Genomic DNA, 13254 nt, shown 5'->3' on the forward strand with positions numbered 1-13254 from the left:
GTGTCTTTTTCCCGGCTTTTTTTGACTAATTCAGGCCGAATTCCCCGACCTTTCCAAACAGCAGCCGTACTTCTCCGCGCAGTCCGCGGTGTTCTTCCTGACAAAGGGCAGGGTCCTGCTGTAAGAGCGCCTTTGCAACCGCCTGTGCCTGCTGCAGGACCTCCATATCCGCATGCAAATCCGCAATTTGCAGCTGCGGCAGTCCGTGCTGGCGGTTTCCGAAAAAGTCACCCGGTCCGCGCAGCCGTAAATCTTCGTCTGCAATTCGGAAGCCGTCATTCGTCTGGCACATAATGCGCAGACGGGCAAGCGCTTCCTCGTTTTGCGCGTCCGAAACCAAAATACAGGTGGATTTATGCACGCCGCGTCCGACCCGTCCGCGCAGCTGGTGCAGCTGTGAAAGGCCGTAACGCTCCGCATTTTCAATCATCATGATCACCGCATTCGGCACATCGACGCCGACCTCCACAACCGTTGTGGAAACCAGAATATCCAGTTCCCCTGCCGAAAACGCCGACATCACAGCGTCCTTTTCTTTGGGTTTCATTTTTCCGTGCAATAGCCCAATTCGGCACCCCGTAAAAATCGGCTGTTGCTTTAGCGATTCACAATACGCCTGCGCACTTGCGAGTTCTCCGTTTCCTTCTTCCACCAAAGGACAAATGATATAGCATTGCCGCCCGGTATCAATATGCTTTCGCAGATACCGAAACGCGCGCAGCCGTTTTTCGCTGGTAATCGCATACGTGTCGACTTTCTGCCGGCCTGGCGGCAACTCATCCAAAACGGAGACTGCCAAATCGCCGTAAATCATCAGCGCCAGCGTACGCGGAATCGGCGTCGCACTCATCACGAGCAGATGCGGTTCCTGACCCTTTGCGGAAAGCGCTGCACGCTGCGCTACACCAAACCGGTGCTGTTCGTCCGTAATGACAAGCGCCAACTGCCGGAATACGACCTCTTCGCCGAGCAGTGCATGGGTTCCGATCAACAGGGAAATCTCCCCGGTACGAAGCGCCTCGAAAAGTTTCGTACGTGCCTTTCCTTTTACAGAACCGGTCAGCAGCTCTACCCGGATTCCGGCTGGTTCCAAAAGAGAAGAAAGGGACCGGAAATGCTGCTGCGCTAAAATTTCGGTCGGCGCCATCAGTGCGCTCTGCATTCCGGCGCGCGCCACCGCGTAACAAAGCGCCGCTGCCACCGCAGTTTTTCCGCTTCCCACATCGCCCTGCAGCAGACGGCTCATCGGAAACGTTCCATTCATATCTGCCATCGCCTCTAAAACTGCCCGACGCTGCGCGCCGGTTGGCGCAAATGGAAGAAGCGCAAAAAACGCCTCCGCACACGGTGGAATCCGCAGCCGATTTTCTGCACGATTGCGCTCACGCAGCATCAATAGCCCCAGCTGCAGCACCAAGAGTTCTTCAAATACGAGCCTGCGTCGCGCTTCTGTAACCTCTTCCATCGTTGCAGGAAAGTGGATTTTCTGCAGGGCAAAGCGCAACTGGCACAGTGCGTACCGGATGCGGATTTCTTCCGGAATCGGATCCCGCAGCACTTCCGGCAGCAGCAAAAATGCGTTTTGTACGGCTTTCCCAATCAGACGCGAAGAAAGCCCCTCGGTTTGCGGATAGATCGGAATAATCGGCAGGCAGGCTTCCGCAGGGTCAAATTCCGGCACCGTCATTTCCCGGCGCAAAAGCGTCCCTGTGATCTTTCCATGGAACAGATAGTCGTTGCCCTCCAGAAGCAGATTTTTTACATAGGGATTGTTAAAAAAGGTAACCGTCAAATCGCGGACACCGTCCGTCACAATAGTCCGGTAAATGACCATTCCCTGTCGGATACGCGTTTCTGAAACCCGGGAAACTACCGTTCCGCGAACCGTGCAAACCTCCTGAAGCGGTGCCCGGTCAATCGGCAGCGGACAACTCCAGTCCTCATAATTTCTCGGATAAAAACGCAGCAAGGCGCCGACGGTCGGCACACCAAGCTTTTGAAACAGCTTCGCGCGCTTCTCGCCGACGCCTTTTAATTCCTGGATCTCTTTTTCAAACAGAGATGACATTTGCCTTCCGACGGATCACCGCCCGCCGGGGGCAGGATCAATACTCCTTCCGAATTATTCAACCGATACGATGAAATAGTAAACCGGCTGTCCGCCGTTAATGAGTGTCACCTCGACGTTTTCACTCACCTTGGAGCGAATCCGATCATAAGCTTCCTGCGCTTCCTGCTCGGTAACATCCTCACCGTAAATAATCGTCACAAAGGATGTATCTTTGCTGACCATTGACTTTGTCAGGCGGTACACCGTGTGGACAGGATCCTTTTCCACCATGGTCAATTTCCCGTTGCGCATGCCGAGAATGTCGTTCTGGTGGATCTTATGGCCGCCGAACTCCGAATCCCGCGCCGCAAACGTGACCTGCCCGGTTTCAACCGCGCTGGCAGCTTCCATCATATCCTCCACATTGCGCTCCACAGGCACTTCCGGGTCAAACGCCAATAGTGCAGACATGCCCTGCGCAATGGTTCTCGTCGGCACGACAACCACTTCGCGGTCAGTCACCAGCGGAACGGTTTGTTCTGCAGCCAAAATAATATTTTTATTGTTCGGGAACACATAAACCGTCTTTGCCGGTGTTGCCATCACAGCAGCCAAAATATCGTTCGTGCTGGGATTCATTGTCTGGCCGCCACTGACGACCTGCGCGCAGCCAAGATCGGTAAACAAGGTGTGCAGACCTTCGCCGGCCGCTACTGCAACGAACCCATAATCTTCCGTCGGATCCGCCGGTGCGAGGGCTTCTTCGGCAGCCTTGGCCTTTGCCTGCTCATTTGCAAGCGCTGCCTTGCGGTGCTGCTCTTTCATATTCTCAATTTTTACCGTCAAAAGCTGTCCAAATTCCAATGCCTTTTGCAGTGCGTTTCCAGGATTTTCCGTATGCACGTGAACCTTAATGATATCGTCGTCGTCTGCAACCACAACACAGTCGCCGATCGTCTCGAGATATGCGCGCAATTCCATTGAATCCTCGCATTTTTCCGGTTCACGGCCAATGATGCATTCGGTGCAGTACGTAAAATTGATTTCCTGATCAAATTCCGCCGCTGCATTGCGGAAGAAATCATCTCCGCCAGCCGGTGCAGCTTCCGCGTCCTCTTTTTCAATCATAACGCCGTCCTGCATCACGCTGCGCATGCCTTCAAAAATCAGGCACAGCCCTTTTCCGCCGGCGTCGACAACACCTGCTTTTTTCAGTACCGGCAAGAGCTTCGGCGTTTCCTCAAGTGCAGCCTCTGCGCCGCGGCAAATGGCGGCCCAAACAAACAGCGGATCCGCGTCTTCCTCCAGCGCAATCCGGCCTTTTTCACACGCAACACGCGCCACAGTCAGGATGGTTCCTTCCGTCGGCTTCATCACTGCTTTGTATGCAGCCTCTACACCGATAGCCAGCGCATCAACAAAGTCCGCCCCGGTCGCCGCAGCCTTTCCCTCCAAGCCTTTTGCAAATCCTTTAAAAAGCAGAGAAAGGATCACGCCGGAATTGCCGCGTGCCCCGCGCAGCATCGCCGATGCAGCTGTTTTCGCGACGTCCGCTGCATTGACGCTATCCAACATTCCGAGTTCCTGCGCGGCAGCGCTCATGGTCATCGACATATTGGTTCCCGTATCACCGTCCGGCACCGGGAAAATATTCAGTTCGTCAACCGCAGTCCGGTTTTTCAAAATATGATTGGCGCCCGAGATGATGGCGTTCTTTAATACAGCTCCATCGATCATGCTTAGCACTCCTTTTAAGCAGAGATTTACGGGTACGACCCTATCGGCGCACCACGCCTATTTAAAAATTATAGCATAATTATTCTTCCAATTCAACTGCTTTCTTGCGCAGGATCGGATCCAAATTTTAAAAAAGATTCAGCCGCTCCACAGAACGGGTTTTGCCGGTTTTTTCATCGATCTCAAATAAAACCGCATCCATCCGGCAATCTCCCTCCGGCACCGAAAAACGCACCGGCATATGGGAAAGGTATTTCTCGATCACCTGCTCCGGTTTTACACCGAGAACCGAAAGAATCGGGCCCGTCATTCCGACATCTGTCAGATAACCGGTTCCATTCGGCAGGATCGTCTCGTCGGCAGTCGGCACATGGGTATGGGTGCCGAAAACAGCAGATAATTTTCCATCCAGATAAAAGGCAAGCGCCCGTTTTTCGCCGGTTGCTTCTGCATGGAAATCCAAAATGACCGTTTTGGGCAGCTCCGTCTCCCGAAGAAGCTGATCCATTGTCTCAAACGGCGAGCGGAGATTCTCCATAAATGCTGTGCCCATCAGGTTGATCACACCAATTTGATATTTTCCGCGATCCAATATACAGACACCGCGTCCCGGTGCACTGGCAGGAAAATTGGCCGGCCGCAAAAGAAACGCATGTTCTTCCAACATGGAATAAATCTCTTTCCGCCGAAACACATGGTTTCCGGTTGTGATAACATCTGCCCCGCTTGCAAACAAATCCTCAGCGGAATCCGGCGTAATTCCATTTCCGTCAGCCGAATTTTCTCCATTTACAACGACCGCATCGATGGCTTTTTCTCTTTTAAGACGCGGCAAGCGTGAGCGGAGGAACCGACAGCCGATACTCCCGACGACGTCTCCGACACAAAGTATTTTCATGATGCTCCCCCATTCAGACACATATAAAATCTGCGGGTCCGCAGACCCGCAGATTCTTATTTTGCATATTCGATTGCACGGCTTTCCCGAATCATATTGACCTTAATCTGACCCGGATATTCCAGATCGCTTTCGATCTTCTTACAGATATCCCGTGCAAGCAAAACCATCTGATCATCGCTGATCACTTCCGGTTTTACCATAATCCGCACCTCGCGTCCTGCCTGGATCGCAAAGGAACGGTCAACGCCGTTGAAAGAGGAAGCAACTTCTTCCAGTTTTTCCAGACGTTTAATGTAGTTCTCAATATTTTCACGGCGTGCACCCGGACGTGCCGCAGAAATCGCATCTGCAGCCTGTACAATACAGGCAATGAACGTCTTTGGCTCTACATCGCCATGGTGAGCCTGAATGGCATGAATAATATTTTCATGTTCCTTATATTTTCTTGCCATTTCGACGCCGATATCGACATGGGAGCCTTCCATCTCGTGGTCAAGCGCTTTGCCGATATCATGAAGCAATCCCGCACGGCGGGCGCTGACCTGATCCAGTCCCAGTTCTGCCGCCATAATTCCCGAAAGATGGGCCACTTCCAAGGAATGCTTGAGTACGTTTTGTCCGTAGCTGGTACGATAGCGCAGACGGCCCAGTAGCTTGACAAGCTCTGGGTGGATGCCGTTGATGCCGGCTTCGATTACAACCCGCTCGCCTTCCTGCTTAATGGTTGCGTCTACTTCACGGCGCGCCTTTTCTACGGTCTCTTCAATCCGGGCCGGATGAATCCGCCCGTCTGTAATCAGACGCTCCAATGCGATTCTCGCGACTTCCCTGCGTACAGGCTCGAAACTTGACAGGGTAATCGCTTCCGGCGTATCGTCGATGATCAAATCCACGCCGGTAAGGGTTTCAATTGCACGGATATTCCGGCCTTCCCGGCCGATAATCCGTCCTTTCATCTCGTCATTCGGAAGCGGCACAACGGAAATCGCAGCCTCCGCCACATGATCCGCCGCACAGCGCTGGATAGCCATCGAAATGATCTCCCGCGCATTTTTCTCGGCCTCTTCATGCAAGCGCTGATCAATTTCCATGATCTTAACCGCTTTTTCATGCACCAATTCATCTTCCAGATTCTTCAAAAGATACTCTTTTGCCTGTTCAATCGTAAAGCCGGAAATTCGCTCCAACATGTCAAACTGGCTTTTTTTCACCGATTCAGCTTCTTTCAAGCGTTCATCGGCCTGGCGGTTTTTATTGGCCACAACCTGCTCTTTATTTTCCAGGCTATCCAGTTTTTTGTCGAGTGTTTCCTCTTTCTGCTGTACCCGGCGTTCTTGCCGCTGGACTTCTTTTCTGCGGTCATTGAGTTCCCGCTCCATCTCGTTGCGCATCCGATGGATTTCGTCCTTGCCCTCGAGTACCGTTTCCTTTTTCTTTGCTTCTGAGGTTTTAATCGCATCACTTACAATTCGTTTGGCTTCCTGTTCTGCGGAGCCGAGCAACGATTCCGCCTTCCGTTTCCGGTGATCTATCCCTGCCAGGAATGCAAGCCCCCCGCAAACAACCGCTGCGAGAACCGCAATTAAAATGCTTAGTCCAATGGGCACCGATTCATTTCCTCCTTGTTTTCTAAAGTTTTTTTATAAAGTTCTTTTTTAATTTGCAAACGGGTGCATCAACCCCGCGTATACAAAGTTCCTGTACATTAATAATTGTATACTTCTGCTATCGAACTGTCAAGAAAAATGGAAATAAAGTTCCAAAAACATTCCGACTTGATTTGCAACATTTTTGCAACAAAGCAGACAGGCCTCCCGTTTGCCTTTGCAAAGGGAGGCCTGAAAAATAGGTTTTAAGCGCGTTTTTCCGCGACTTCTTCTTCCAATTTTTTGAGGAAATCCGGATAGGAAACCGCACCGAGGTCTCCTTCCTTGCGGCTGCGCACAGAAATGGTTTCGCTTTCCGCTTCTTTGGCGCCGACAACTGCCATGTATGGAATTTTCTGCATCTGTGCAGAACGGATTTTGTATCCGATTTTTTCGTTATCCAGGTCAATTTCCGCACGAATTCCTGCCTCTGTCAGGCGATCGTAGACCTGTTTTGCGTACGCATGCTGTTTTTCGCTAATCGGCAGAATTTTCACCTGCACAGGCGCCAGCCAGAGCGGGAATGCCCCGGCATAGTGCTCGGTCAGGATGCCGATAAAGCGCTCGATGCTTCCGAATACAACGCGGTGAATCATCACCGGACGGTGTTTCTGTCCGTCAGCGCCGGTATAGGTCAAATCGAAGCGTTCCGGCATCTGATAGTCGAGCTGGATCGTTCCGCACTGCCAGGTTCTTCCGATCGAATCCTCCAGGTGGAAGTCAATCTTCGGGCCGTAGAACGCACCGTCGCCAGGATTGATGACAAAATCCATTCCCTGGTCGGTCAGCACTTTTTTCAAGATGTTTTCAGACATGACGCGCATTTCTTCGGAACCGATAAAATCCTCCGGACACGTGGAGAGTTCCACATGATATTTGAAGCCGAAAACTTTATAAACGCTGTCGATCAGCTTGATGACACCCGCAACTTCGCTTTCAATCTGATCTTCTGTCATAAAGATATGCGCATCATCCTGCGTAAAGCAACGAACCCGCATCAGACCATGCAGCGCACCGGAAAGTTCATGCCGGTGTACCAGACCCAGCTCTGCAACGCGCAACGGCAGATCCCGATAGGACCAAAGCTTCCGCTTATAAGCCAGCATGCCGCCCGGGCAGTTCATCGGCTTGATCGCATAATCTTCGCCGTCAATTTTCGTGAAATACATATTTTCTTTGTAGTGATCCCAGTGCCCGCTGCGGTGCCAGAGCTCCTCGTTGAGGATAATCGGCGTGCTGATCTCTTCATAGTTCCACTTGCGGTGGACGCCACGCCAGAAATCCAAAAGCTGGTTGCGCAGAATCATTCCTTTGGGGAAGAAGAACGGGAATCCCGGGCCTTCGTCCATAATTGCAAACAGGTCAAGTTCTTTTCCAAGCCGGCGGTGATCCCGCTTTTTGGCTTCTTCGAGTCGAACGAGATATTCGTCCAATTCAGATGCCTTCGGGAATGCAATTCCGTAAATACGCTGCAGCATCTTATTTTTGGCATCTGCGCGCCAATACGCTCCTGTACAGTTAGTAAGCTTTACCGCCTTTACAGATCCAGTGGACATCAGGTGCGGTCCGGCGCAAAGATCGGTGAAATCGCCCTGGCGATAGAGAGAGATCTTCTCGCCTTTGCCGGAATGTTCCTCAATCAGTTCAACTTTGTACTTCTGTCCGTCCTTCTCCATCAGAGCCTTTGCCTCTTCCGGGGAAAGCTCAAACCGCTCAAGCGGCAGATTCTGCTTGATAATTTTTTTCATTTCTGCTTCGATTTTCTCGAGATCTTCCGGTGTTATCGAACGCGGCAAGTCAAAATCGTAGAAAAATCCGTTTTCAATCGCCGGTCCGATTCCGAAAACCGTTTCCGGAAACAGATGCTTCACCGCCTGTGCCATAATGTGCGAACAGGTATGCCAGTACGCCTTTTTTCCGTCATCCGAATCAAATGTCAGGATTTCTACTTCACAGTCCTCCGTGACCGGCGTACGCAGATCTGCAAGCTCCCCATTGATTTTTCCAACACAAGCGGCTTTGTACAGGCCCGCGCCGATCGACTGCGCAATTTCTGCAATCGTCGTTCCGGCTTCGTACTCCTTGATGCTTCCTTTCAGATTGACCTTTATCATATTGTGTCTGCTCCTTTCAACTTTCTTTCAAACTCAAAAAAGCCCGCCCCTGAAAATTCCAGGGGCGGGCAATGATTCCCGCGGTTCCACCCAAGTTCAGCATACAACGTTTGTATACCCTCAACGGCCGATAACGGTGCCAATCCGCTGCACCTTTGGCCTATCCTATAAGTAAGCGTTCGGCACAGAGCTCCGGGGCGGTATCCGTGTGGATCTTCTTCTGCCGCAGACGCTTTCAGCCCAGGCGTCTGCTCTCTGCTGCAAAACAAATCCGGATTCCCCATCACAGCAAGCATTTTATCTTTGATCTTGTCCTTATCATAGCACTACCACACACTTGCTGTCAAGGGATTTCCCGCAGCCAGCAAGCCTGTTTTTCCAAAGAAAAGCGAGACCGCAGCAGCAGTCCCGCTTTCCAATGCATACAGTGGATTAAAATTAATACATGCCGCCCATGCCGCCGTCAGCAGGCATTGCCGGTGCTGCCGGAGCGGGTTCCTTCTTGTCAGCGACCAGAGATTCTGTCGTAAGAACCATCGTCGCAACGGACGCAGCATTCTGGAGTGCAGAACGCGTAACCTTTGTCGGGTCTACGATGCCCATGGAAATCATGTCGCCATAAACTTCATCCAGCGCATTGAAGCCATAGCCAACCGTTGCTTTGCTCTTGAGCGTCTCGACGATCACGGAGCCTTCCAGACCAGCGTTTGCCGCGATCTGGCGAACCGGCTCTTCCAGAACCTTCAGGACGATCTTTGCGCCGACCTTCTCGTCTTCGTTCTCAATTCCGTCCACATAAGCCTGGACAGCCGGAATTGCATCGACCAGAGCCGTACCGCCGCCTGCGACGATACCCTCTTCAACAGCAGCCTTCGTTGCCGCGAGCGCATCCTCAATGCGGAGTTTCTTTTCCTTCATTTCCACTTCGGTTGCCGCGCCGACTTTGATGACTGCAACGCCGCCGGAGAGCTTTGCAAGACGCTCCTGAAGCTTCTCACGGTCAAAGTCAGAAGTCGTTGTCTCGATCTGGCTGCGGATCTGATGGACACGCGCCTTGATCTCGTCGGACGCACCAGCGCCATCGACAATGATGGTGTTTTCCTTGTCAACTTTTACCTGACGTGCACGGCCGAGTTGAGAAATATCGGTTTCCTTCAGATCCAGGCCGAGTTCGTCGGAAATCACTTCGCCGCCGGTGAGGACCGCGATATCACGGAGCATTTCTTTTCTTCTGTCGCCGAAGCCCGGAGCCTTTACGGCAACACAGGTAAAGGTGCCGCGCAATTTGTTGAGGATCAGGGTCGTCAGCGCTTCGCCTTCTACATCTTCCGCGATGATGAGAAGCTTTTTGCCGGCCTGGACAATTTTCTCCAGCAGCGGAAGGATTTCCTGAATGTTGGAAATCTTTTTATCGGTAATCAGAATATAAGCGTCGTCAATCTCTGCGACCATCTTATCGGTATCTGTGACCATATACGGCGTGATATAGCCGCGGTCAAACATCATACCTTCCACAACTTCGGAATACGTTTCCGCGGTTTTGGACTCTTCTACAGTGATAACACCGTCAGACGTTACTTTTTCCATTGCTTCCGCAATCAGCTTGCCGATCGTGGCGTTTGAAGAAGAAACTGTCGCAACACGCGCGATATCCTCGGAACCGCTGACCTTCTTGGAATGCTCTGTAACAGCCTTCACAGCTGTATCCACAGCACCCTGAACGCCTTTCCGGAGGATCATCGGGTTTGCACCAGCGGTTACGTTCTTCATGCCTTCGCGGATCAGAGCCTGCGCAAGCAAGGTAGCTGTCGTCGTACCATCACCAGCAACGTCATTCGTCTTGATGGAAACTTCCTTAACCAGCTGTGCGCCCATGTTCTCGAACGGATCTTCGAGTTCGATTTCCTTCGCAATGGTCACACCATCGTTGAGGATCAGCGGCGCGCCGAATTTCTTATCCAGCACAACATTGCGGCCCTTCGGTCCAAGTGTAATTTTCACGGTATCAGAAAGCTGATTGATGCCGTTAAGCAATGCTTTTCTTGCATCCTCGCCATAAATAATTTGTTTTGCCATATCGATCGTTCCTCCTAATTCTATGGTTCTATCGCCGCTCCCGCTCTTTTTCGGAATACGGCCGTTTTTCGTTTAGAATTATTCTACAACTGCCAAAACATCAGACTGACGCACGATGGTGTATTCTTCGCCGTCGAGTTTGATCTCGGTGCCGGAGTATTTGCTTGTGATCACGCGATCGCCGGTTTTGATGTACATCTCAACCTCTTTGCCATCCACAACACCGCCCGGGCCAACTGCGATGACCTGTGCAATCTGGGGCTTTTCTTTTGCAGAACCAGCAAGCACAATGCCGCTCTTCGTGGTCTCTTCTGCTTCTTCCATTTTAATCAGGATTCTGTCTGCAAGTGGTTTAATGGTCATAATAAAACGTCCTCCTTAAAAAATTAATTGCACATTCAGTTTAGCACTCGTTTCTCTTGAGTGCTAAAGCTATTTTACCCTCTCATACTGGAAAAATCAAGAGGAATTTCTGAAATTTTTTGGATTTCACAATTTTTTTACATTTCCGGAAGAGAAACTGTCCGCACAGCTTACCGGAAATACATATAAAGTTGGCAGGAAAGCATGCCGTTATACAGTTTTCGGCGCCGGTCCGCAGGTCTGCCAAAACAGGACTCAAATTCATGGTCCGGACTGATCACCGTGTAGCTCCACCCACGCTTTTTGACAAACACCTTTCCCATGGTCCGGTAAATCTCCTGGGCCTGCCGAATATCTAAAAGCCGCTCTCCATAAGGCGGATTGCAGATCACGCAGCCGTATGGGCTGTCCGAGGAAAACGCGTCTATCGCGCGCTGCTCTACGGTAATTCGCGCACTGACGCCCGCCTTTTTGGCATTCTCCTGCGTCAAAGCAACCGCCTCCGGATCCAAATCGTACCCATAGGCGCGGAACGATACATCGCGGCGGATTTGATCGCAGGCACGGTCCCGCTCCTGCCGCCACACCTCCTGCGAAATGCCATTCCATTTTTCCGCCAGGAACCGGCGCCGCAGTCCCGGTGCAATATTGAGCGCATACATGGCAGCTTCGATCAGGATCGTCCCGGAACCGCAAAACGGATCAAATACCGTCCCATCTGTCCGAACACGGGCAAGATAGGCCATTCCGGCTGCAAGCGTCTCTTTGATCGGCGCCTCCGTGGCGTTTGCACGGTAGCCGCGCTTGTGCAGGCCGATTCCGGATGCATCCAGCATCAGGGTTGCCGTATCTTTCATCAGCAAGAAGTGGATCGGGTACCGCGCGCCGGTCTCCTCAAACCACGAGATCCCGTATTTTCCGCGCAGCCGATCGACAACCGCTTTTTTAATAATGGATTGGCAATCCGGAACACTCGCAAGCTTCGAGTGCAGGCTATGCCCTTTGACCGGAAACGCGTCCTGCTTTCCGATCCAGCGTTCCCACGGAAGCGCTTTGACGCCTTCAAACAGCTCATCAAATGTCCGGGCAGGGAATTGGTCCATCACGATCAGAATCCGCTCTCCAAACCGTGAGCAGAGATTGGCTCTTGCCAGCATCTCCGGCCCGCCCGTAAAGAACACACGGCCGTCCTGCGCGGAAACTTCTTCCGCCTCAAAAGATTTCAGTTCCGCAGCAACCGGGCCTTCCATTCCAAGCAGACAGGTGCTGACCATCCGGATTTTTTCACAACCATTTTCCATCGATTTTTCCTCATTTCCATGCTTATCCGCTGTCCCAGTATACCACACCGCAAGGAGAAAAGAAAGCGGCATTCAAAAAGAGCCGCCGGTCACATTGTTCCCGTGACCGGCGGCTTGCTGGATTTTTACAATTCTGCGGGACATCTATCCAATAGAGCCCGTGATTTTTGGCTTGTCAAAACATCTGACGCAGCACCTTAAGTTTAGGCTTCGTCCGGCTCTAGAAGGCCGTAGTTGCCATCTTTTCTCCGGTACACGACGTTAATTTCCTCGTTTTCTGTATTCCGGAACATAAAGAACTGGTGACCAAGCAGATTCATCTGCAGGATGGCTTCTTCAACGCTCATCGGTTTGACTGCAAAATGTTTGGTACGGACAACCTCGAACGTCTCATCCTCCTCCGGCGCAAGGGACTCCTGCGCAATATAATCATCCAATGCCGCAGAATGGATCTGTTTGTCCAGACGCGATTTGTTTTTTCGAATCTGTCTGCCCAGCGCCTGCATAACCTGGTCAAGGGCATCGTTCATTTCAAAGTCGGTCGCCTCCGCACGGTAAATCATTCCGCGCTGCTGAATGGTAACCTCAACCGTCTGACGATTTCGCTCCAGCGTAACCGTGACGGTGGCATCTGCATCTTCGTCAAAGATCCTCTCAAAACGGGAAAGTTTTTTTGAAACAAGGGTCTTAAAGTTGTCGCGAAGGGTCACTTTTCTGCCGATAATTTTCACGTTCATGCAATCATCTCCTGCTTTCAAAGTCGCACAGAAAAAGCGTTTCCGAATCCCTTCTTTTTCTGTGCTGAATCACTTTCCTTGTCTGTATTATATCACATGCATCCAAAAGATCCAATAGATTCCATGAAATTTTCTTTAACTATTCATAAACATTGGCATTGATTGCATGTGCAGAGCCCGCTTCTGCGCTGTTCACCTGCCCGTTCGACCGCGTTTTTGCGTTCGGCCGTTTTTCACTGCAAAATTGGAATGGCTTTTATTTTAGCTGAAATTGTATTCACGAGCGGGATGCCCGGCCGATAAAACAACCCATTCTGACAAAAAAACAG

9 protein-coding genes are annotated in these 13254 nt (G+C 51.4%); all 9 read right to left on the reverse strand.

Features of this window, described 5'->3' with window-relative positions:
* Nucleotides 1–25 precede the first annotated feature (25 nt).
* Nucleotides 26–2068 carry an ATP-dependent DNA helicase RecG gene (gene recG / locus IAG03_RS00945; protein WP_249317791.1) on the reverse strand — a complete coding sequence of 681 codons (2043 nt, stop codon included), beginning with the start codon at nt 2066–2068 and terminating at the stop codon, nt 26–28.
* Nucleotides 2069–2122: 54 nt separating this feature from the next.
* Entirely contained in the window at nt 2123–3787 is a 1665-nt protein-coding gene (locus IAG03_RS00950; RefSeq protein WP_249317793.1) for a DAK2 domain-containing protein, read from the reverse strand.
* Between the two features lie 127 nt (nt 3788–3914).
* Complete coding sequence (locus tag IAG03_RS00955) at nt 3915–4685, reverse strand: TIGR00282 family metallophosphoesterase (protein ID WP_249317794.1); 771 nt, start codon at nt 4683–4685, stop codon at nt 3915–3917.
* Between the two features lie 56 nt (nt 4686–4741).
* Nucleotides 4742–6295 (reverse strand): ribonuclease Y, encoded by a 1554-nt coding sequence (gene rny / locus IAG03_RS00960; RefSeq protein ID WP_249317795.1) that lies wholly within the window; start codon nt 6293–6295, stop codon nt 4742–4744.
* Nucleotides 6296–6540: 245 nt separating this feature from the next.
* A complete protein-coding gene (thrS, locus tag IAG03_RS00965) occupies nt 6541–8448 on the reverse strand; it encodes a threonine--tRNA ligase (protein WP_249317796.1) in 1908 nt (635 codons plus the stop codon).
* A 438-nt stretch (nt 8449–8886) separates the two neighbouring features.
* Nucleotides 8887–10524 (reverse strand): chaperonin GroEL, encoded by a 1638-nt coding sequence (gene groL / locus IAG03_RS00970; protein ID WP_249317797.1) that lies wholly within the window; start codon nt 10522–10524, stop codon nt 8887–8889.
* A 78-nt stretch (nt 10525–10602) separates the two neighbouring features.
* Nucleotides 10603–10887, reverse strand: a complete 285-nt coding sequence (locus IAG03_RS00975) for a co-chaperone GroES (RefSeq protein WP_249317798.1) — start codon at nt 10885–10887, stop codon at nt 10603–10605.
* Nucleotides 10888–11057: 170 nt separating this feature from the next.
* Nucleotides 11058–12188 (reverse strand): THUMP domain-containing class I SAM-dependent RNA methyltransferase, encoded by a 1131-nt coding sequence (locus IAG03_RS00980; protein WP_249317799.1) that lies wholly within the window; start codon nt 12186–12188, stop codon nt 11058–11060.
* Between the two features lie 203 nt (nt 12189–12391).
* Nucleotides 12392–12925 (reverse strand): ribosome hibernation-promoting factor, HPF/YfiA family, encoded by a 534-nt coding sequence (hpf, locus tag IAG03_RS00985; RefSeq protein ID WP_249317800.1) that lies wholly within the window; start codon nt 12923–12925, stop codon nt 12392–12394.
* Nucleotides 12926–13254: the final 329 nt, after the last annotated feature.

This window comes from Yeguia hominis, assembly GCF_014384705.1.
Classification (GTDB): domain Bacteria; phylum Bacillota; class Clostridia; order Oscillospirales; family Acutalibacteraceae; genus Yeguia; species Yeguia hominis.